Consider the following 21,161-nt stretch of genomic DNA (forward strand, 5'->3'; position numbering starts at 1 on the left):
GCCCAGGGGCTGGCGTGGCGGCTGTTGTCGGCGAAGGTCGTGATCGCCTGGCGCAGGCGTTTGTTGCAGGCCCAGCGGAACGACACGCCGCGTTGTTTGCCGGATGCCTTGGTGACCGGGGTGATCCCGGCCAGCGCGGCGATGGCGTCGGGGTGGCCGAACGCCTCGCGGGCGTCGCCCCATTCGGCCAGGATCTGGGCGGCGTTGACGGTGCCTGCACGGGGGAAGGACCGGAAGATCTCCCCGTCGGGGTGGGCGTCGATCTTCTCGGCGATGGCGCGGTCGAGGTCCTTGATCGCGGTGTTGAGCGCGGTGATCACGCCAACCTGGGCCAGCACTGCCACGCGCGCACCCTCGGACAGGTCGGGATCGGTCGTGCCGGCCGGCGCCGAGCGCAGCCGGGCCAGCAGGACGGCGGCGGGCTTCTTGCCGGAGTAGCCCTGCTTGGCGCAGAACGCGGCCAGCCGTTTCGGGCTCGAAGCGCAGATGATGGGCGGCATCATGGACGGCATCGCCCTGGCGCTCACCTCCAGCCTGCACCTGCGGGACGGGCACTTCCTCGAAGCCAGCTGGGACAACTACTTCTACACCAGGCAGTGGAACACCCCGCTGGAGCTGGAGGTGATCGTGATGCCGCCGACGACCGGCGAGCCCGGCGGCGCCGGAGAGCTCGGCGTCGCCGCGTCGATGGCCGCGGTCGCCTGCGCCTACGGGCGCGCCACCGGGAAGATGCCCACCAGCTTCCCGATCAACCACGGCACCCTCGGCTTCGAGCCGAAGCCGACCGCGCCGCCGATCCCGCAGTCGCCCACCGACGGCCTCGACCACGCGCGCTGACGCCAAGGAGATCCCGTGCCAGAGCACACCTTTCGACTCAACGGCGAGCAGGTCACCGTGAACGTCGCCGACGACGTGCGACTGCTGTGGGTGCTGCGCGACGTCCTCGGCGTGACCGGGCCGAAGTACGGCTGCGGGATCAACGTCTGCAAGGCGTGCACCAGCCACCTCAACGGCAAGGCGTTCAACCCGTGATCCGTGCAGGTCAAGGACGTCGGGCCCACCGACGAGATCACGACGATCGAAGGCCTCGCCGGCGAGAGCCTGCACCCGATGCAGGAGGCGTGGCTGGAGCGCGACGTCGCGCAGTGCGGCTACTGCCAGCCGGACCAGATCATGGCCGCCGTGGCGCTCGTCCGCCGGGCCGCCGAGGAGGGCCGCGAGATCACCGACGCGGACATCGACGGGATCCGCAACATCTGCCGCTGCGGCACGTACTTCCGCATCCGCGAGGCGATCAAGGCCGGCGCCGCGAAGATGTGACTCCCGATCCGGCGCGTCCACCGTTCGGGTACTGATGGCGTTTTCGCGCGAAAACGGCGTTCCCCACGCCTGCGAGGCGGCGATTTCGCGCGAAAACGCCGCCTCGCGAACGCCGGTGTTATCGCAGGGACTTCTTGAGGATCTTGCCGCTCGGGCCCTTGGGGAGTTCGTCCAGGACCCGGACTTCGCGCGGGCACTTGTACCCGGCCAGGCGCTCGCGGCTGAAGGCGATCAGCTCGTCGGCGTCCGGGCTGCTGCCGGGCTGGAACGCGACCACCGCGACGATCTCCTCTCCCATGCGTGCGTCGGGCTTGCCGATCACGGCCGCCTCGCGGATCGCCGGGTGGGCGTAGAGCACCTCTTCGACCTCGCGCGGGTAGACGTTGTAGCCGCCGCGGATGATCAGGTCCTTCTTGCGGTCCACGACGAAGAAGAAGCCGTCCTCGTCGCGGTAGCCGAGGTCGCCGGTGTGGAACCAGCCGCTGCGGAACGCCGCCTCGGTCGCCTCCGGGCGCTTGTAGTAGCCCTTCATGACGTTGTGGCCGCGGATCACCACCTCGCCGATGTGCTCGGGGCCGGGCGGCAGTTCGCGGTCGTCCTCGTCGAAGATCTTCACCTCGACGCCCCACAGCGGCCGACCGATCGAGCCGATCTTGCGCTCCGCCGCGCTGCAGTTGAACGTCGCGACGGCGGCGGTCTCGGACAGGCCGTAGCCCTCCAGCACCACGATGCCCGGCACTTTCCGCTCGAACTCCCGCAGCACTTCCTCCGGCATCGCCGCACCGCCGGAGATCCCGGCCCGCAGCGACGCGAGGTCCCGGCCGGCGAGATCCTCGCCGAGCAGCGCGAAGTACATCGTCGGCACGCCGGAGAAGATCGTGCAGCGGTGCCGCTCGATCGCGTCCAGGACGGCTCCGGCGTCGAACTTGGGGATGAGCACCGCCGAACCGCCGAACCGGATCACCGGGCCGAGCACCGTGACCAGCCCGAACACGTGGAACAGCGGCAGCACCACGACGCTCACGTCGTCCTCGGCGACGCCGAACCGCTCGCCGCCGACGGTGCAGGCCATGAACAGCTCGAAGTGCGTCAGCTCGGCGCCTTTCGGCTGACCGGTCGTGCCGCTGGTGTAGAGCACGACCGCCGTGTCGTCGGCCTCCACGGCGGTGATCTCGCCGGTGTTCTCGGCCGCGCACAGCTCCTCGAAGGGCTTCGTTCCGCTGGGAGCGGCCGAGCCGACGACGTAGACCGGCACCTCGGCCGCGGCCTTGACGGCCTCGTCCACGAAGGACTCGTAGGTGATCAGCAGCGCGGCTTCGCTGTCTGCGAGGTGGTAGGCGATCTCCGACGCCCGCAGCATCGGGTTCAGCGGCACCATCACGAGACCGGCCTTGAGGATGCCGAGGTAGGCGAACAGGAACTCGGGCACGTTCGGCAGGTGCACGACGACCTTGTCGCCGCGGCGCAGCCCGGCCGCCTGCAGCCCGGCCGCGACGCGCCCGCTGAGCTCGTCGACCTCCCGGTATGCGATGGACCGCTCGCCGAAGTGCAGCAGCGGCCGCTCGGGCCGCTCGGTCGCAGATTCCCGCAGCATCGTCGCCAGGTTGAATCCCATGCCCACTCCGTCGGTTCGGGGACGCCAGGACAGGTTGGTACCGACCAGTCGGTATGGTCGCAGCCTACGTAAGGGTGATCTGGGACACAAGATGCCGGTCAGGTGGCGCTACGATCCCGGGCATGGCGGACTCCGGTTTTCCCCGCGGCGTGGGCGCGCCCGCGACGCGGGCACTGAACGCGGCCGGCTACACCGAGCTTCTGCAGCTCGACGGCGTCGCGGCCGCCGAGCTGCAGAAGCTCCACGGCATGGGACCGAAGGCGCTGTCCCGGCTGCAGGAAGCGCTCGAAGAGCTCGGTCTGTCGCTGTCCTGATCGTTTTCCTGCACGCAACCGCGCTTCCGCAGCGGTTTCCCGACATTCTGGTGTCCCCCGAGCGACAGGCGGTCATCCTGGCCGTGACGTGATCACGAGATGAGGAGACTGCCGTTGTCGACACGCGAGCTGCAGGACGAGTTGGTGCGGTTGCGGCGCCAGCTGCACGCCGAACCCGAGGTCGGGCTGGATCTGCCGCGCACCCAGGAAAAAGTGCTGGCCGCGCTGGACGGACTGCCGCTGGAGATCACCACCGGTAGCGGGCTCAGCTCCATCACCGCGGTGCTGCGCGGCGCGCGCCCGGGCCCGACGGTGCTGCTGCGGGCCGACATGGACGCCCTGCCCGTGACCGAGCAGACCGGCGTGGACTACGCCTCCCGGATCGACGGCCGGATGCACGCCTGCGGGCACGACCTGCACACCGCGATGCTGGTCGGCGCCGCGCGACTGCTGGCCGAGCGGCGCGCGGAGCTGGCCGGCGACGTGGTGCTGATGTTCCAGCCCGGCGAGGAGGGCTGCGACGGCGCCGGGAAGATGATCGCCGAAGGCGTGCTGAAGGCGTCCGGAGCGCATCCCGTTGCCGCGTACGGCATGCACGTCCAGTCCGCGCGCCACGACCTCGGGACCGTCACCACCCGGCGCGGCCCGCTCATGGCGGGCGGCGACCTGCTCCGGGTGACGGTGCGCGGCGCGGGCGGCCACGGTTCCACCCCGCACCGCGCCAGGGATCCGATCGCCCCGGCCTGCGAGATGGTCGGCGCGCTGCAGGCACTGGTCGCGCGCACCGTCGATCCGTTCGAGACCGTGGTGCTGACGGTGGGCAGCTTCCACTCCGGCGACGCGGGCAACGTGATCCCCGGCGAGGCGGTCTTCGACGGCTCGCTGCGCTGGTTCTCCACCCCTTCTCGGGACGCGGTCTGGGAAGGCATCGCCGCCGTGTGCAACGGCATCGCGGCGGCCCACGGCGTCGAGGTCGACGTGGACCTCACCGAGTACGTGCGCGCCACGATCAACGACGACGCCGAGGCGGAGTTCGCCGCGCAGGTAGCGGCGGACGCCCACGGCGACCGGTTCTCCTGGCTGGAGCGCCCGGTCACCGGCGGCGAGGACTTCTCCCGCGTGCTGGAACAGGTTCCGGGCGCGTTCATCTTCCTGGGCGCGTGCCCGCCGGACCGCGATCCGGCCACCGCGCCGGACAACCACTCCCCGTTCGCCGTCTTCGACGACAGCGTGCTCGCCGACGGCGCCGCGCTCTACGCCGAACTCGCGATCCGCCGCCTGGCCCAGAACCGGCCGTGATCACCGAAGCCGACCGCACAACGCCCCGGAAGTGGCGGACCATCATCAGCACCGGCGCGGAGGTGCTGCCGCGGCGGCCCGTTGTGCGGCGGTTTCGCGCGAAACCGGCGTTCGCCACGCCTGCGGGTGGCGGTTTCGCGCGAAACCGCCACCCCGCACGGCCACCAAGCGGCATCGCCACGTCAAGGCACGAGCGAACGCCTATCTGTTCATGGCACGCGTCATATCCCTAAAAACTTCCCTATCACTCCCTATCTGAACTACGTTAGGGAGCGATGAGTGAAGAAATGTACTCGGTGGAGCAGGTGGCCGATCGGCTCGGACTGCACGTGCGCACCGTGCGCGGCTACATCCGTTCGGGACGGCTCAAGGCGGTGCGGATCGGGAAGCAGTACCGGATCGCCCGCGCCGACCTGGAGGTGCTGACCGGCCGCCCGCAGTCCCCATCCGCCCGGCCCGCCGGGGCGGTGGAGGTGTCGAGCATCGTGCAGATCGACGGCGTCGACCGCGCCTCGGCCGATCGCATCGGCACGCTCGTGCAAGCCGAGGCGAACGGCACCCCGCACCCGCTGCGCATCCAGACCGTCCACGACGAGGAGCGGAGCCGCCTGAAGATCGTGATCCTCGGCGGCGCCGCCGCGACCGCCGAGGTGCTGCACCTGCTCGACGCCGTACTGGAAGGCGACAACGGGCTGCTCGCCGAGGAGCCCGGCGATGCCTGAATCACCAACAGGGGCGGAGCCGCGCATGATCGCCGTCCCTGGCGGGGAAATCGTCCTGCGGGACGAGGGCACGAAGACGAACTGGCCGGTCGAAGTCGGCGACTTCCTGCTGGCCGCGCACCCGGTGACCCGCGAGCTGTACCGCGCCGTCACCGGCGACGCGCCGGCGAGCCCGGCGGGGCCGCGGACGCCGGTCACCGAGGTCCGCTGGCAGGACGCCGTCCGGTTCTGCAACCTGCTCTCGGAGGCTGCGGGGCACCACCCCTGCTACTCGATCGGCGACGACCCCGACGCGCGGGAGGTGACCTGCGACTGGTCCGCCGACGGTTTCCGGCTCCCGACCGAGGCCGAGTGGGAGCACGCATGCCGGGCCGGGACCTCCGGTGTCCACTATGGAGAGTTGGACGAGATCGCCTGGTACCGCGGGAACTCCGGCGGCGAGGTGCACGAGGTCGCGACCAGGGAGCCGAACGCGTGGGGCTTCCACGACATGATCGGCAACGTGTGGGAATGGTGCTGGGACGTCTACGATCCCGCGGTCTACGGCCCGTACCGGGTGTTCCGCGGCGGCGGCTGGTACGACCCGCCCCGGGGATGCCGCGCGTCGTGCCGACGCAAGAGCCACCCGACCTTGCGCACCGACGACCTCGGGTTCCGGCTCGCCCGCTCGCGCTGACGCGTCAGCGCTCCGCCATGCCCTCCAGGGCTTCCAGCACCGCCCCGGCGCGCTTGAGACCGCCCAGGAGGTGTTGTTCGACCTCGGCGACCTTCGGCGCCACCGCCCGGTGCAGCGCCTCGCCCCGGCGGCTCAGGTGCACCATGACCTTGCGGCGGTCCGCCGGATCCACCTCCCGGTACACCAGGGCCGTCGTGACCAGCCGGTCCACCAGCCTGGTCAGGGTCGGCCCGGTGATCATGGTGCGCTCACCGAGCTCGGCCATCGCCAGACTTCCCTCCGCCGCCAGGGTTTCCACCACCAGCCACTGGTCGAAGGTCAGCCCCTCCGGCCGGACGACCTGCTCGACGCTCGCGGTGACCGCGCGCGCGGCCCGGGCCAGCGTCCTGGTCAGCGGCGGACTCGCCGCGACGTCACCTGCTGCCATGCTCCCCGATCCTCACTCTTGCGCTCCCCCGCGAGAATCGTAAGACTTCCACGTGGAAGCGATCGAGACTCTCGCCATTTTCGGAGCCGCAAATGGCATTCGGCCCAGCGGTGCGCGAGCGCGTCGCGAGGTGGCGCGTGGGCATGGTGATCCCGCTGCGCGGCCCGGCCGGCCTGTTCGGCCCGTCCTGCGAGGCGATCACCGAACTCGCGGTGCAGGAGCTCAACGACGCCGGCGGGATCCTCGGCCGCGAGGTGGCCGTGCAGGTCGTGGACGGCGGCGCGCCGCCGCGCGAGGTCGCCGCGGAGGTCGGCAGGCTGGTCGCGGCCGGGGAGATCGACGCGGTCACCGGCTGGCACATCTCCTCGGTGCGGCACGCGATCGCGCCCGTCGTGGCCGGCCGCGTGCCCTACGTCTACACCTCGCTCTACGAAGGCGGCGAGCGGCGCGCCGGCATCTTCTGCTCCGGCGAGACGCCGCGCTTCCAGATCGCCCCGGCGCTGCGGTGGTTGCGCGACAACGCCGGATTGCGCCGCTGGTTCGTGGTCGGCGACGACTACGTCTGGCCGCGCGGCTCGACGACCGCGGTCCACGCCTTCGCGCGCGAACTGGACCTGCAGATCGTCGGCGAGACCTTCGTCGGCCTGGGCACCGGCGACATGCGGCAGGTGACCAGGCAGCTGGCCGAATCCTCCTGCGACGGCGTGCTGATGCTGCTCGTCGGCCAGGACGCCGTGCGGTTCAACCGCGCCTTCGCCGCGCAGGGCCTGCACGAACGCCTGGTGCGCTTCAGCCCGCTGATGGAGGAGAGCATGCTGCTCGCCAGCGGCCTGGACGCGACCCGGAACCTGTTCGTCTCCGCGGGATACTTCCGGTCGCTGGCCACAGCGGACGCGATGGACCTGCTCGGCGCATACACCCGCCTGCACGGCGCGGCGGCGCCGCCGCTGAACAACGCCGCCGAATCCTGCTACGAGGGCCTGCGCACGTTGGCGAAGCTGGCGCGGCGAGCGGGCTCGGCCCGCCTGGCGGAGTTCAACGCCGCCATCGACGGAACCGCCTACCGGGGCCCGCGGGGCACGGTCGAGTTCCGCGGCCACCAGGCGGCCCAGCACGTCCACCTGGCGGTGGCCGACGGCTACGACTTCGACGTCATCACCCGCCTCTGACCGCGAACCCGGATCTCGTTCGCACGGCGGCGCATCCGCGGCGGCAACGTGCGAACGGACCGTTCACCTCGCCTATCGATACGAACAGGCCGTTCACCTCACCCCATGACACTGATTCCGCGTGCGAACGGACCGTTCACCTCGATAGACGAGACCAACAGGCCGTTCACTCCAGCTGCTCGGCACTGGCGCAGAGGCCGCTCGAATTCCTTGATCTCCGAACGACGTTCGCGGCGGGGCCGCCCATCTCTTGACTCGCCTCGCACGCCGTTTTATTTTCACATGGAACTGTTTCAATGGGAATCATCACCTCACCCGAGGAGGCAACCGATGCGACACGGGGACATCGCCGCCAGCCCGGACACCGTCGGCGTCGCGGTGGTCAACTACAAGATGCCGCGCCTGCACACCAAGGCGGAAGTGATCGCCAACGCGCGGAAGATCGCCGACATGGTCGTCGGCATGAAGACCGGCCTGCCGGGGATGGACCTGGTGGTGTTCCCGGAGTACTCGACGCAGGGCATCATGTACGACCCCGACGAGATGTTCGCGACCGCGTCCACGGTCCCCGGCGAGGAGACCGAGATCTTCGCCGAAGCCTGCCGCCGGGCCGAGACCTGGGGCGTCTTCTCCATCACCGGCGAGCGCCACGAGGACCACCCGAACAAGCCGCCGTACAACACCCTCGTGCTGATCAACGATCGCGGCGAGATCGTGCAGCGGTACCGCAAGATCCTGCCCTGGTGCCCGATCGAGGGCTGGTACCCGGGCGACACGACGCACGTCGTCGACGGCCCCAAGGGCATGAAGATCTCCCTGATCATCTGCGACGACGGCAACTACCCGGAGATCTGGCGGGACTGCGCGATGAAGGGCGCCGAGCTGGTGGTCCGCTGCCAGGGCTACATGTACCCGGCCAAGGACCAGCAGGTGCTGATGTCCAAGGCGATGGCGTGGGCGAACAACTGCTACGTCGCGGTCGCCAACGCCGCCGGCTTCGACGGCGTCTACTCCTACTTCGGGCACTCCGCGATCATCGGCTTCGACGGCCGCACCCTCGGCGAGACCGGCGAGGAGGAGTACGGCATCCAGTACGCGCAGCTGTCGGTGTCGGCGATCCGCGACGCGCGCCGCCACGACCAGTCCCAGAACCACCTCTTCAAGCTGCTGCACCGCGGCTACACCGGGGTACACGCCGCCGGCGACGGTGACAAGGGCGTGGCGGATTGCCCGTTCGACTTCTACCGGATGTGGGTCACCGACCCGGAGCGGGCGCAGAAGAACGTCGAGACGTTCACCCGCGACGCCGTCGGCGTCAAGGACTGCCAGGTCGGCTCGCTGCCGACCGACTGACGGCGGGCCCGCGAACGGACTCGTGAGTGCTTTGGAGCGTCATGGCGCTCCAAAGCACTCACGATCACCAATACGGCAATATGGTATACCATAGACCAACGCTCCTTCTTCAACGGAGAGGTCCCGATGGTGCGCATCCTGACCCGGTCCGACGTTCGCTCGTTGATCTCGATGGACGAGGTGATCGATGCGGTGCAGAAGGCGCACGAGGACCTCACCCTCGGCCGCGCCGACCAGCCCGAACGGCATGCCGCGCGCACTCCCGGCACCGACGCGCACCTGATCCCGATGACGGCGGCGCTCGCCGACGGCCAGGCCGGTGGCGTCAAGCTGCTCGCCGACGTGCCCGCGAACCCCGCCCGCGAGCTGCCCCGCCAGCAGTCGACGATCGTCCTGGTCAACCCGGAGAACGGGGTCTGCGAGGCGTTCCTCGACGGCGGCGCGATCACCCAGTACCGGACCGCCGCCGCCTCCGCCGTCGCGACCCGCTGCCTGGCCCGCCCCGACGCGCACGTGCTCGGCCTGATCGGGGCGGGCGCGCAGGCGCGCAGCCACCTCGCGGCGATCGCGCAGGTCCGGCCGATCGACCGGGTGCTGGTGTGGAGCCGCACCGAGGCCAGTGCCCGGGCCTTCCGGGATGCCGTGGCCGACAGCGGACTGAACATCGAGCTCGCCGGCAGCCCCGAGCAGGTCGTCCGCGGCTCGGACGTCCTCTGCACCCTCACCCCGGCGGCGACGCCCGTGGTCTCCGGTCGCTGGTTCGGCGAGGGCCTGCACGTCAACGCCGTCGGGGCGCCGCCGCGCCGGGACCACCGGGAGATCGACTCCGAGGGCATCGCGCGCGCCCGCGTCGTGGTGGACTCGCTGGACACCGCGCTCGCCGAATCGGGCGCCGTGTCGATCGCGCTGGAGGAAGGCGCCATCACGGTCGACCATGTCCGCGACGAGCTCGGCGAGGTCCTCACCGGCGCGAAGCCCGGCCGCCGCGACGACGCGCAGATCACCCTGTTCAACTCGGTGGGCGTGCCGATCCAGGACATCGCGACCGCCCGGATCCTCGTCGACCGGGCGCGCGACAAGGGCATCGGGATCGAGATCTCGCTGCCCGAGTAGGCGGAATACGATGGTCGCGCGGGAGCCGGACCGCGGGCCAGGAGGTGCCAGGTGTCGCTGGAAGCGCGACCTTCCGTCGGGTCGGCGCACCGCTCGCTGCGCGACTCGATCGCCGACGAGCTGCGGGAGCGGATCATCTCCGGGGCCTACCCGCCGGACTTCCGGCTGGTGGAGCGCGATCTCGCGCAGCAGCTGGAGGTTTCGCGGATCCCGCTGCGCGAGGCGTTCCTGCAGCTGGAATCGGAAGGGCTGGTGCGCGCGCTGCCGCGGCGCGGCGTGGTGGTCGCCTCGATGACGGCGAAGGACGTCGAGGACCTGTTCGAGATCCGGGAGAGCCTGGAATCGCTGGCCGCCCGGCTCGCGGCGCAGCGCGCCGACCGGGAGGGCCTGCAGCGGCTGCGGGCGCACCTCGACGAGGCGCGGGCGACCACGGCCGCCGCGGACAAGGACGGCATCGCCCGCGCCAACGCCGCGTTCCACGCGACGATCATCGACCTCGCCGACAACGAGCTGCTGCACTCGATGATGGCGCCGCTGAACAGCAAGGTCCGCTGGTTGTTCCGGCTCACCAGCGCGACCGACCCGGAGATGCTCTGCCGGGAGCACACCGATCTGTTCGAAGCGATCGCCGCGGGCAACGCCGACGAAGCGGCCCGGATCGCCCTCGAACACGTCGCGGCGAGCCGACAGCCCACCTTCGACCAGCTGACAAATCCACAGTAGACACTTTTGCCACATCGGCACCAGCAGCCCCGCTGCTGACTGTTTCCGCTGGTGTTCCTGGTGTGCTGCGCAATGATTGAGCGCGGTGGCTGTGATGTCCGGAGGGGCCGAGGCGTGTGCCGGGGTGGACGTCGGTGGCACGTTCACCGACGTTGTCGTGCGCTCACCCGGCCACCGCCCCCGCGCCGTCAAGGTGCCCACCACCCCGGCCGACCAGGCCGAAGGAGTGCAGCGCGGCATCGCCGAAGGCCTGCCCGGCGGGGCGCTCCGGCTCCTGCCGCACGGCAGCACCACCGCCACCAACGCCGTGCTGGAGCGCAAGATCGCCCGCACCGCCTTCGTCACCACCGACGGCTTCACCGACGTCCTGCAGATCGCAAGGCAGAATCGGCCCGCCCTCTACGACCTGTCCGCGACCAAGCCGGAACCGCTGGTACCGCACGAGCGGTCGGTCACCGTCGCCGAGCGGATGAGCCCGCGGGGCGAGGCGGTCGTCGAGCTCACCGACGCCGAGATCGACCGGGTGGTGGCCGCGGTCCGCCGCCTCGAACCCGAGTCGATCGCCGTGTGCCTGCTGTTCTCCTACGCCTGCGACGACCACGAGCGACGGCTGTGCGCGGCGCTGGCCGACCTCGGCGTGCCGATCACCCGCTCCAGCTCGCTGCTGCCCGAATTCCGCGAGTTCGAGCGCGCGTCGACCTGCGTGCTCAACGCCGCCGTCGAGCCGGTGATGCGCCGCTACCTGTCCAACCTGACCGCCCGGCTGCCCGGCCCGACGATCACCGTGATGACCTCCAGCGGCGGCACGGCGGGCGTGGACTTCGCCGCGGCGGCGCCGGTGCACACGCTGCTGTCCGGCCCGGCCGCGGGCGTGGTGGCCGCCGGGGCGGTCGCGCGCTCGGCCGGGTTCGAGGACGCGATCGCCTTCGATATGGGCGGCACGTCCACCGACGTGTGCCTGATCCGCGAGGGCCGCCCGGAGGTGTCGACGTCGTCAGAGATCGCCGGGCTGCCGTTCCGGACCCCGGCGGTCGGCATCCACACCGTCGGGGCCGGCGGCGGGTCGATCGCGTGGGTGGACACCGGCGGCGCGCTGCGGGTCGGCCCGCAGTCGGCCGGCGCCGACCCGGGCCCGGCCTGCTACCGCCTCGGCGGCGAGGAACCCACGGTGACGGACGCGCACTGCGCGTTGGGCCACCTCGACCCCGCGCGCGAGCTCGGCGGCGGCCTCCGGCTGGACGCCGACGCCGCACGCCGAGCGCTGGAAACGCTGCCGGAACCGGCCTCCGGAGTGCTGGCCGTCGTGCGCGCGACGATGGCGCGGGCGCTGCGCAAGGTCAGCACCGAGCGCGGCATCGATCCGGCCGGGCTCGCCCTCGTCGCCTACGGCGGCGCGGGCCCGCTGCACGCGACCGCGCTGGCACGGGAACTCGGCTGCCCCGCCGTCGTGGTGCCGCCCGCACCCGGCGTGCTCAGCGCGCTCGGTCTGCTGCTGGCTCCGCCGCGCTTCGAGGCGTCGCGAACGGTGCTGGTGGACGCCGGCGAAGACCTGTCACAGGCGTGGGATGAACTGGGCACCGAGGCGCATCGGGAGCTCGAAAAGCAAGGTGTCACAGCGGGCATATCACTGTCCAAAGTGGCCGATATGCGCTATGCGGGGCAGTCCCACGAGCTGCGGATCGACGTCACCGAGCAAGCCGATCTCGCCGAGCTGCTGCACGACGCGCACCGCGAGTCGTACGGGTACGCGATGCGCGACGAGCGGGTCGAGGTCGTCACGCTGCGGGTCATCGCCCGCGGCGAGCCGATCCTCGCGGATTCGCCGCGGGACTGGGACCAGGGCGAACCGGAGCGCAAACCGGATCGCGAGATCGGCATCGGCGACCGGTCGGTGCGCGCGCGGATCGTGTCCCGTGCCGCGCTGCGGACGGGCGACGAGGTCGCAGGGCCGGCGCTGATCGAGCAGCCGGACACCACGACGCTGCTCGCCGAGGACGAAGTGGCCACAGTGGACGAATCGGGGAACCTGGTGGTGCGGTTGACATGACCGAGCTGACCGCAGTCGAGCTGGAGGTGTTCCGCCACGCCCTCGCCGGCATCGCCGACGAGATGGGCGTGGCGCTGCGCCGCGCCGCCTACTCCCCCAACATCAAGGAACGCGCCGACTGCTCGGCCGCGGTGTTCGACCCCGACGGCGAGATGGTCGCGCAGGCCGAGCACATCCCGGTGCACCTGGGCGCGATGCCGGCGAGCGTCCGCGCCGTGCTGGAGACCTGCGGAAGGCTCGAACCGGGCGAGCAGGTCTGCGTGAACGACCCCTACCTCGGCGGCACCCACCTGCCGGACCTGACGATCGTCGCCGCCGTCGGCGACGGCGACCGGCTGCTGGGGTACGTGGCCAACCGCGCCCACCACGCGGACGTCGGCGGCGCCGCGCCGGGCTCGATGCCCGCGACCGCGACCGAGATCGCGATGGAAGGCGTCCGCATCCCGCCGGTCCGCATCGCCGACGCGACCGGCGAGCGCGAGGACGTGGTCCGGCTGATCGCGGCGAACTCGCGGACCCCCGAGGAACGCCGCGGCGACCTGCACGCCCAGTTCGCGGCGAACCACGTCGGCGCGGTGCGGATGCGCGAACTGGCCGACCGGATGGGGTCGCGGCGGCTGCGCGCGGCGATGGCGGCGGTGTGCGACTACTCGGACCGCCGGGTGCGCGCGGCGATCCGCGACATCCCCGACGGCTGCTACCGCGGCGAGGACGTGCTGGAGATCGGCGACGGGATCCCGATCAAGGCGGCGGTGACGGTCTCCGGCGACGAGGTGCTGGTGGATTTCGACGGCACGGCGCGGCAGATCCCGGTGAACTGCAACGCGGTGTTCGCGGTGACGCTGTCGGCGTCGATGTTCGTGCTCCGGATGCTCACCGACCCCGACGCCCCGCCCAACGCCGGCTGCTACCGGGCGCTGCGCGTCGAAGCGCCGGAGGGCACGGTGGTGAACCCGACGTTCCCGGCCCCGACCGCGGCGGGCAACGTGGAGACCAGCCAGCGCATCGTGGACGTGCTGCTCGGCGCGTTCGCGCAGGCGATCCCCGACCGCGTGCCGGCGGGGAGCCAGGGCACCATGAACAACCTGCTGATCGGCGGCGGCGACCCGGCGTTCAGCTACTACGAGACGCTGGGCGGCGGCGAAGGCGGCACGCCCACCCGCCCGGGCATGTCGGGCGTGCACACGGGCATGACCAACACCCAGAACACGCCGGCGGAAGCGATGGAACTGGACTACCCGCTGCGGGTCTGGCGCTACGAGCTCCGGCCGTCCTCCGGCGGCGCGGGACGGTACCCGGGCGGCGACGGCCTGGTGCGGGAGATCGAAGCGCTCGCCGACTGCACCCTGACGATCCAGTCCGAACGCCGCGAACACGCTCCGCGGGGAGCCCGGGGCGGCGAGCCCGGCGCGGTGGGCCGCAACGTCCTGATCCGGGCGGACGGCACCGAGGAAGAGCTCCCGGCCAAGGGCACCTGGCCGCTGCGCCGAGGAGACCGGATCCGCATCGAAACCCCAGGTGGAGGCGGCTGGGGAGGTCCCGGCGAAGGCGGCTGAGCGCTACCCTGGAGGTGCCGGTCGGGCGCCCCGCGCTGGCACGTGGAGCTTTCGAACTTCCCGGCCCGGCGGAGCCTCCGACCCCAGCGGCCGGAGGCTTCCGCATCCCGGATGAACACTCTCTGTCAGGGGATTGTGACATGGTGCAACCGTGCCTACGAACGTGGAGGAAATCGCCGTCGGGGTCCGGGCGGCAATCGAACGACTGCCCCACGACTACTTGACGTTGGCCGGTGAGTGCGTGGATGAAGCGGCTACTCAGCTCCATCGCCTGTCTCTAGAAAGCAACGCACCGGAGCTTTCCGAATCGGTTGACGACCTGGGCACCTCACGTGAAAACCTCGATCGCGGACTGCAAGTCCTTGACCGCATTCGCGAGATCCTCGAGCTATACCTCGCATCCATTGGGGTCCACCCGGAGGTATCGCCCCTCCCGAAGCCTGAATTCCCCGCTGGGGGTCCACCGAACAGGGTCAAGAACCTCCGCGGTGACCACTACCCTCCCGAAGCAGCAAGCATGGCGACGCACCTTCCGAAGCGCGTGAGCCCTGGCGTTGGTGAACGCACCGTGGGCGTGCCGCGAATCGGCGGACGCGAACTCCCGGCAATGCCGTCAGGGCGGGATGAAACCTGGTCACCGGCTGTGAGCAGACGCCTCAGAGAAATTGGTATCCGGTCGAAGTTCCTCGACTCGCATGTTGAGATGAAGCTCGCTGCGATCATGATCGACACTCGGCAAACCGAGGCTGAGCTGGCGATCAACTACACACCTTGCGGGGTTGAGCAGCAAAGGGCAATGCTGGACGTCTGCCACCGCGTGCTGGAAGAGTTCCTCCCGATCGGCTACACCCTGATCGTATACGGTACGACGCAGAGCAACGAACCGTTCCGCCACACCTACCGGGGGCGAGCTTGATGAGTTCTACGGCATCCGAATTGGTGGCGGACGGCGGCGCAGCTGTCGATGATCTGTCGGCCATGTCGATCATCGACGCTTTGCACGCGGCGAACTCCGAACGCCCGGGGCAAGCCTGGACGTTTCAGCTGAACCCGGCCGACGTCCGGGCGCCACGCCTCACCGTCGGCCTCAACGCCGATCGCGGATTCGTCCTGTGGGAGCACGGGGTTGAGGCTCTTCGGTCGGCCGGCGGCACGAACACCGAGTGGGCGGACTACTGGCGGGGCGGCCACCACTTCCAGATGGATCCGGGTAGCGAAATCCCGGCACCATTCGTGTTCGCCGCCCTCGGCGAGTTCCTCGCAACGCGCGAGCGCCCGACTTGCATCGGCTGGATTGAGGAGCCCTAACTCGACGGTCAGGCGAGGTGGGTGAAGTCCGGGAGCGGGGCCTCCGCCACCAGGGCCCGGATCGCTTCGCGGGCCTCCGTCGGGGTTCCGTCCTTCCGCCACCACAGGGCCACCTCCCGCCCCTGCGGCACGTCGCTGATCGGGATCAGGCGGACTCCCGAGGTGTTCGCCATGACCATCGCCAGCGCGTTCGTCACGCCCACCGCGATTCCCCGCCGCACCAGGGCGATCAGGGTCTGCGGCTGGTTCGTGCGGAAGACGACGTCGGGCACCAGGCCCGCCTGCTCGAACGCCAGGCTCGACTCGAAGTGGCCGTTCTCGCGGTCGGTGTTCTCGCCGATCGTGATCAGCGGCCTCGTCGCCAGATCCGCCAGTCGCAGCGGCCCGGCGGGCCGGTCCTCGCCGGCGGCCACCACCGCCACCAGCGGCTCCCGCCACAGCGGCTGGGAGGTCAGCGCGTCGCCGGCCGCCACCGGCAGCACCGGCCGGACCGCCAGGTCGATGTCGCCAGCGAGCAGCGCGGCCTCCAGCTCCAGCGTCGCGCCTTCCCACGGCTCCAGCTCAATGCCCGGGAATTGCGCCGCGCTGCGCTCGAAGAGGAACGGGAACAGGTGCGCCGCCGCGCTGGGATAGGCGCCGAGCCGGACGCGGCCGCGCACCCGGTGGGCGGCGCGCCCGGCCTCCTCGCTGGCGGCCCGAAGGTGCTGCAGGATGCCCCGCGCGTGCGGGAGCAGCGCGCGGCCCTCGGCGGTCAGCGTCACGGGGTGGTGCGAGCGGTCGAAGAGCTGCACGCCCAACGACCGCTCCAGCTCCGAGACGTGCGTGCTGATCCTGGACTGCGACCGGAACAGCGCCTTCGCCGCGGCGGAGAACCCGCCGTGCTCCACCACGGACACGAAACTGACGAACCAGTCGAGGCGGTAGCGGTAGGCTTCGCCGGGTTTCACCGCCACCACCTCGCGTTCCGTGCGTTCATGCGGATCAGCCGAACAGCTTGTCCAGCTGCTGGTTCATGGTCAGCACCGCGAGCACGCCGAACAGCAGGATCGACCAGATCAGCGCGGCCAGCCGGTAGCCGCGGATGCGGATCGCGGCGGGCAGCATCTTGCGGTTGATGGCGATCAGCAGTCCTGAGTAGACGAACATCATGACCCCGCCGACGCAGGCCGCGATGGTGGCGAGCAGCAGCGGCTGGCCCAGGCCCGCCGCCACGACCAGCGCGCCGATCAGCACCAGGCCCCACACCAGCCCGGCGTAGATCTTGCTCTCAGAGGCGTTCGGGAAGTACGTCGTCTTCAGCACGTCGGCGGCCAGCCTGCTGGTGTAGTCGACGATGCCCAGCGCGGCCGCGAACAGCGAGAAGGCACCCACGATCCAGAAGAAGTAGCCGAACCAGCCGCCGGCCGTGGCCATCATCTGCTCGCCCTCGGCGCGCAGGAACGACACGTCGTTGGACACGTCGCCGCCGAAGACGGTGGCGTAGGCCAGCAACGACATGAACATGATGGACAGGAAGGTGATGGCGACGAAGGTGAGCAGCTGCTCCTTGTTGGCGAACCGCCACCACACCCGCCAGCGGGCCAGGTTCTCCTCGGTGGCCGGGAAGATGAACCCGGCCTGGCCGCGCGCCTCCGACTCGCCGGTCAGCGGCGAGACGATCTTCGGGACGTAGCGGCCCATCCCGAACCCCTTGTCCCGGATCCAGTTGCTCTGCACCAGGTTCTGCCCGCCGCCCGCGCCCGCGAAGGCCAGTGCGCCCATCAGCACGGCGAAGCCCAGTTCCGCGGCGGGGAATCGCGGCTGCGTGACCACGCTGGGCAGCGCCGCCCAGGTGTTGGCGCCGATGACGAACAGCGAGCCGATCACGATGAGCAGCAGGATCGCCGCGACCTTGAGCATCTGCGCGCGTTCCAGTGCGGTGTAGACCGCCGGCGCCAGGGTCAGGATCAGCGCCACGATCACGAGTATCACCACGGAGATCACCGCGACGTTGCCGCCGACGACGTAGCTGACCAGGGTTGCCGAGCTGGTCGCCCACGCCGGCCAGAGGTTCGCGAAGTAGGCCATGATGGCGAACACCAGGCCCCAGTGCTTCCACAACCGGCTGAAGCCGGTGACCGCGGTTTCCCCGGTGGCCAGGGTGTAGCGCTCGATCTCCATGTTAAGGAAGTACTGCGTCACCAGGCCCAGCACGGCCGCCCAGACGAACGTCAGGCCGACCTGCGAGGTGATGTACGGGAAGAGGATGAACTCGCCGCTGGCCAGGCCGACCCCGGCGGCGACGATGCCCGGGCCGATGAGGCGCCACTGCTTGCCGGGCGGCTCGGGGAGATCGCGGACCTGGGGGCGCGGGATGTGCTTGTCGGGAAAGGCTCCGGCTGGATCGGAGATGCTCGCGTCGGCCATCTGGACACCTTTGTTCGTGGCTCGCCGGTTCAGCACAGCTGCCGATCACCGAGGCACCGGGCCGCCGCCACCGGTCGGCCCGGCGGGCGGTCAACGCACGAACTGGTCGACGAAATCGCCGCCGAGTCCGACCTTCTCGTAGTGCGCGCGGCACATCTCGATCTTGGTGAACACGTCTTCGTAGCCCACCTGGTGACCGGCCTCGTCAAGGTAGATCATCGCACCGGTGATGTTGAAGAACGTGACCATTTCGTCGCAATCACCCGGAACCGCGAGGGTGTGGATCTCGCCGGGCGGTTCGTACACGTAGTGCCCGGTCTCGGCCATCCACGGGTGTTCGTGGTAGTGCCACTTGCCCTTGATCACGTAGCCGTGCACCGCGCCCGGGTGGCGGTGCCGGGACACGATGCCGGACTTGGTCACCCACAACAGGTTGCACCACTGGCCGACCACGGTGTTGAACATCAGCGGCCGGAACCAGACGTCCGGCGCCTGCGGCACCCACACCCGGTCGTCCTCGGGCACCGCCGCGATAGCCACCTCGGGCGGGATCGCCGGCGATGGCAGCACCTGGAAATCGGACGGCATTTCGCACACTCCCAACTGGTTTCGGATTCTTCCTGAGGCTCCGCCACCCGCACCGCTGTGCAAGACGAGTTCGACGAAAGCCCTCAGACGGCGAGGTAGCCGCCGTCGACCGGGAGCACCGTCCCGGTGATGAACTCCGCCTCCTCCGAGGCGAGGAAGAGCACCGCGCGCGCCACGTCCTGCGGGGTTCCCCAGCGGCCCAGCGGGGTCCGGGCGAGGATGCGCGCGTCCGCTTCGGGATCGGATTGCAGTTCTCCCGTCAGCGCGGTGCGGATCCAGCCCGGCGCCACCGCGTTGACCCGGATGCGGTCGGCCGCGTAGCCTGCCGCCAGCGATTTGGTCAGCTGCACCACGCCGCCCTTGCTGGCCGAGTAGCCGGGCACCTGCGCGCCGCCGAAGAAGCTGAGCATCGAAGCGGTGTTGACGATGCAGCCGCCGGAGCGGGCGAGCAGCGCGCGGGCCGCCGCGCAGGCCCGCATGGTGCCGGTGAGGTTGACGTCGACGACCCGCGCGAACGCCTCCGGCTCCAATTCCGCGCCGCGGCGGATGATTCCCGCACAGTTCACCAGCACGTCCAGCCGGGTCAGATCGTCCACAATGGTCGTGATGCCGTCCGGCCGCGTCACGTCGGAGTCGAACGCGTCGATGGTCATGTCCAGTTCCGGAGATGGCGGGCCCACTCCGGTGACGCGGACCTCGGCGTCGTGGCGGGCGAAGGCGTTGGCGACCGCCGCGCCGATACCGCTGGTGCCGCCGACGACGAGCACCGACTTCCCGGCGAATGCGTCGGCTCGCAGGGTGGACAACGGCGATCAGTCCCTTCCGGATTGCGTTGCCATGGCGGATTCGGGGATCCCGACGGGCTTCCGGACCAGGAACGCGTAGCTGAGCGCGGCGGCGATCGCGATGCCGCTGGCGGCCAGCAGGGCGAGCACGAACGAACCGGTCTCGTCCACGATGATGCCGGTGATCAGCGGCGCGAACGCCCCGCCGAAGTAGCCGCCGAAGTTCTGCAGGCTGCCCAGCGACGCGGTGATGCGCTCGCTGCCCACCGTGGTCGCCAGCGACCAGGCACCGGCGCTCGCGGAGTTCATGAAGAACTGGGAAGCGGAGATGGACACCAGCGCCAGCGTGGTGCTCGGGGTGAGCGCGACGGGGATGGTGCACAGGCCGCCGATCAGCAACCCGCCGCAGATCGGCACCTTCCGCGCGAGCATGGTGGGAACCCCGCGCCGCACCAGGAGATCGCCGACGCCACCGCCGGCGAGCATGCCGAGCGTGCCGGCGAGGTAGGGCACGATCAGCGCGATCCCGGTGTCGGCCACGCTCAGGCCCCGCTCGCTCTCCAGGTAGGCGGGCAGCCAGGTCAGGTACAGGTAGATCGAGTAGATCACCCCGGAGAAGCCGAGGATCATGCCCCACGTGGTGCGATGCCGCAGCAGCCCGAGCCACTCCCGCACCGACACCGGCTCCGCGGCGGGCTGCGGCTCGTCGGAGAGCTGCTTGCGGTCCCGGTAGACGACGAACCACACCAGCGCGAGCACGACGCCGGCCAGCCCGGCGACGATGAACATGGCGCGCCAGCCGTAGCTGAGCATCAGCCAGGTCAGCAGCGGCGGGGCGAGCGCCGGGGCGAGCGTGGAGGCCGTGTTGAACAGCCCGATCGGCACGCCCCGCGATTCGCGCGGGAACCAGTCGGAAACCACCTTGGCGCCGCCGGGGAAGGCGGGCGCCTCGCCCAAGCCGAGGAACAGGCGGCCGAACAGCATCTGCTTGAAGTTGGCGGCGATCCCGCAGAACGCCTGGGCGATCGACCACAGCAGCAGCCCGCCGCCGAGCACTTTGCGCGGCCCGAACCGGTCGAGCAGGCCACCGGCGGGCAGCTGGGCGAAGGCGTAGGCCCACGAGAAGACCGAGAGCAGCAAGCCCATTTCGGTGGGGCCGATGCCGAACTCGTCCTGGACGCTGTGGTTGGCGATGGCGAGCGTGCTGCGGTCGACGTAGTTGACGATGCCGATGAGCAGCAGCATGACGAGCAGCACGAAGCGCATCCGGCGGATGCTCCGCGGTGGACTCATTTCGGTTCCCCTGAGACTCGACGACTTTGTCGGAGTTGGGTCGATGTGCGCGAACGACCGGAACGCCGGGATCATCCGGCGGCTCCTGGGGCTAGACCCAATGCCGGTCGTTTAGGTCATCGCGTGGCCGGTAGCCTGCGTGCTTGTGGATCTTGAGGTAGGGGCGGGCGCGGGTGTCAGCGTGGCCGATCAGGCTGCCATCGGTGTGCTGACCCGAACGTTCCCTGTGGAATTGGTCGATCGAGTTATTGATCAGTATTGGCGTAGAGAACAGCGGACTCGCGCACTGCCTGCCCGGCTGGTGTTCTACTTCACGCTTGCCTTGTGCCTGTTTCCGCACGAGTCCTACCGGTCGGCAATGAAGATCCTCATGTCGGTGTTCGGGCGGGGCGGGCAGGGTTATCGGGTGCCCACGACCGGGTCGATCGGAGCCGCTCGCCGTCGGTT

The 21,161-nt window shown here is 70.2% G+C and carries 21 protein-coding genes and 2 pseudogenes; 15 read left to right on the top strand and 8 right to left on the bottom strand.

Going from position 1 to position 21,161, the window contains the following annotated elements; all coding sequences use genetic code 11:
* Positions 1-512: transposase (locus BLW84_RS44015; protein WP_342743233.1), on the bottom strand; the 512-nt coding region annotated here is incomplete at its 3' end.
* Here BLW84_RS44015 and BLW84_RS44020 point away from each other — a divergent pair.
* A pseudogene (locus BLW84_RS44020) lies at positions 472-837 on the top strand (xanthine dehydrogenase family protein molybdopterin-binding subunit); the annotation flags it as partial. The gene BLW84_RS44015 and the pseudogene BLW84_RS44020 sit on opposite strands and share 41 nt — an antisense overlap.
* A gap of 15 nt (positions 838-852) precedes the next feature.
* A pseudogene (locus BLW84_RS44025) lies at positions 853-1,320 on the top strand ((2Fe-2S)-binding protein).
* A gap of 118 nt (positions 1,321-1,438) precedes the next feature.
* On the opposite strand, the gene BLW84_RS44030 reads toward BLW84_RS44025, so the two are convergent.
* Positions 1,439-2,935 (bottom strand): long-chain-fatty-acid--CoA ligase, encoded by a 1,497-nt coding sequence (locus tag BLW84_RS44030; RefSeq protein ID WP_093278438.1) that lies wholly within the window; start codon positions 2,933-2,935, stop codon positions 1,439-1,441.
* 122 nt (positions 2,936-3,057) lie between these two features.
* On the opposite strand from BLW84_RS44030, the gene BLW84_RS44035 reads away from it, so the two are divergent.
* The 4 genes from BLW84_RS44035 to BLW84_RS44050 all read left to right on the top strand — a co-directional run bounded on the left by BLW84_RS44035 (position 3,058) and on the right by BLW84_RS44050 (position 5,946).
* Positions 3,058-3,249 (top strand): helix-hairpin-helix domain-containing protein, encoded by a 192-nt coding sequence (locus BLW84_RS44035; protein ID WP_093278440.1) that lies wholly within the window; start codon positions 3,058-3,060, stop codon positions 3,247-3,249.
* Positions 3,250-3,363: 114 nt separating this feature from the next.
* Complete coding sequence (locus tag BLW84_RS44040; protein ID WP_245761805.1) at positions 3,364-4,548, top strand: M20 metallopeptidase family protein; 1,185 nt, start codon at positions 3,364-3,366, stop codon at positions 4,546-4,548.
* Positions 4,549-4,823: 275 nt separating this feature from the next.
* Positions 4,824-5,270 (top strand): helix-turn-helix domain-containing protein, encoded by a 447-nt coding sequence (locus tag BLW84_RS44045; protein ID WP_245761806.1) that lies wholly within the window; start codon positions 4,824-4,826, stop codon positions 5,268-5,270.
* Positions 5,271-5,295: 25 nt separating this feature from the next.
* Complete coding sequence (locus BLW84_RS44050) at positions 5,296-5,946, top strand: formylglycine-generating enzyme family protein (RefSeq protein WP_093278447.1); 651 nt, start codon at positions 5,296-5,298, stop codon at positions 5,944-5,946.
* 4 nt (positions 5,947-5,950) lie between these two features.
* Here the strand turns inward: BLW84_RS44050 and BLW84_RS44055 are convergent, their stop codons facing one another.
* Positions 5,951-6,373 (bottom strand): MarR family winged helix-turn-helix transcriptional regulator, encoded by a 423-nt coding sequence (locus tag BLW84_RS44055; RefSeq protein WP_093278449.1) that lies wholly within the window; start codon positions 6,371-6,373, stop codon positions 5,951-5,953.
* Positions 6,374-6,465: 92 nt separating this feature from the next.
* On the opposite strand from BLW84_RS44055, the gene BLW84_RS44060 reads away from it, so the two are divergent.
* From BLW84_RS44060 to BLW84_RS44095, 8 genes are all read left to right on the top strand, one after another.
* Positions 6,466-7,542: a substrate-binding domain-containing protein gene (locus BLW84_RS44060; RefSeq protein ID WP_245761807.1), complete on the top strand. Its 1,077-nt coding sequence runs from the start codon at positions 6,466-6,468 to the stop codon at positions 7,540-7,542.
* Between the two features lie 330 nt (positions 7,543-7,872).
* Positions 7,873-8,895: an aliphatic amidase gene (locus BLW84_RS44065; RefSeq protein ID WP_093278451.1), complete on the top strand. Its 1,023-nt coding sequence runs from the start codon at positions 7,873-7,875 to the stop codon at positions 8,893-8,895.
* A 126-nt stretch (positions 8,896-9,021) separates the two neighbouring features.
* On the top strand, positions 9,022-10,008 hold the full coding sequence (locus BLW84_RS44070) for an ornithine cyclodeaminase family protein (protein WP_093278454.1): 987 nt from the start codon (positions 9,022-9,024) through the stop codon (positions 10,006-10,008).
* Between the two features lie 51 nt (positions 10,009-10,059).
* Entirely contained in the window at positions 10,060-10,731 is a 672-nt protein-coding gene (locus tag BLW84_RS44075; RefSeq protein WP_093278457.1) for a GntR family transcriptional regulator, read from the top strand.
* 94 nt (positions 10,732-10,825) lie between these two features.
* Positions 10,826-12,778: a hydantoinase/oxoprolinase family protein gene (locus tag BLW84_RS44080; protein ID WP_093278459.1), complete on the top strand. Its 1,953-nt coding sequence runs from the start codon at positions 10,826-10,828 to the stop codon at positions 12,776-12,778.
* Positions 12,775-14,334, top strand: a complete 1,560-nt coding sequence (locus tag BLW84_RS44085; RefSeq protein ID WP_093278461.1) for a hydantoinase B/oxoprolinase family protein — start codon at positions 12,775-12,777, stop codon at positions 14,332-14,334. Before BLW84_RS44080 ends, BLW84_RS44085 begins: the two co-directional genes overlap by 4 nt.
* Positions 14,335-14,485: 151 nt before the next feature.
* Positions 14,486-15,250, top strand: coding sequence for a DddA-like double-stranded DNA deaminase toxin (locus tag BLW84_RS47020; protein ID WP_143061345.1), 765 nt, complete (start codon positions 14,486-14,488; stop codon positions 15,248-15,250).
* A gap of 23 nt (positions 15,251-15,273) precedes the next feature.
* Entirely contained in the window at positions 15,274-15,642 is a 369-nt protein-coding gene (locus BLW84_RS44095; protein WP_177227040.1) for an Imm1 family immunity protein, read from the top strand.
* Positions 15,643-15,650: 8 nt separating this feature from the next.
* Here the strand turns inward: BLW84_RS44095 and BLW84_RS44100 are convergent, their stop codons facing one another.
* From BLW84_RS44100 to BLW84_RS44120, 5 genes are all read right to left on the bottom strand, one after another.
* Positions 15,651-16,589 carry a LysR family transcriptional regulator gene (locus BLW84_RS44100; protein ID WP_177227041.1) on the bottom strand — a complete coding sequence of 313 codons (939 nt, stop codon included), beginning with the start codon at positions 16,587-16,589 and terminating at the stop codon, positions 15,651-15,653.
* Positions 16,590-16,623: 34 nt separating this feature from the next.
* Positions 16,624-18,048 carry an Nramp family divalent metal transporter gene (locus BLW84_RS44105; RefSeq protein WP_093278471.1) on the bottom strand — a complete coding sequence of 475 codons (1,425 nt, stop codon included), beginning with the start codon at positions 18,046-18,048 and terminating at the stop codon, positions 16,624-16,626.
* A gap of 90 nt (positions 18,049-18,138) precedes the next feature.
* Complete coding sequence (locus BLW84_RS44110) at positions 18,139-18,636, bottom strand: 2,4'-dihydroxyacetophenone dioxygenase family protein (RefSeq protein ID WP_093278473.1); 498 nt, start codon at positions 18,634-18,636, stop codon at positions 18,139-18,141.
* Positions 18,637-18,719: 83 nt separating this feature from the next.
* The gene (locus tag BLW84_RS44115; protein ID WP_093278474.1) at positions 18,720-19,442 is read right to left on the bottom strand and encodes an SDR family NAD(P)-dependent oxidoreductase; all 723 of its coding nucleotides are present in this window, start codon (positions 19,440-19,442) and stop codon (positions 18,720-18,722) included.
* A 6-nt stretch (positions 19,443-19,448) separates the two neighbouring features.
* Positions 19,449-20,714, bottom strand: a complete 1,266-nt coding sequence (locus BLW84_RS44120) for an MFS transporter (RefSeq protein ID WP_093278476.1) — start codon at positions 20,712-20,714, stop codon at positions 19,449-19,451.
* A 145-nt stretch (positions 20,715-20,859) separates the two neighbouring features.
* Here BLW84_RS44120 and BLW84_RS44125 point away from each other — a divergent pair.
* The coding region (locus BLW84_RS44125; RefSeq protein ID WP_177227042.1) for a transposase domain-containing protein at positions 20,860-21,161 on the top strand (302 nt) is incomplete at its 3' end.

This window comes from Saccharopolyspora shandongensis (genome assembly GCF_900106995.1).
Lineage (GTDB): Bacteria > Actinomycetota > Actinomycetes > Mycobacteriales > Pseudonocardiaceae > Saccharopolyspora > Saccharopolyspora shandongensis.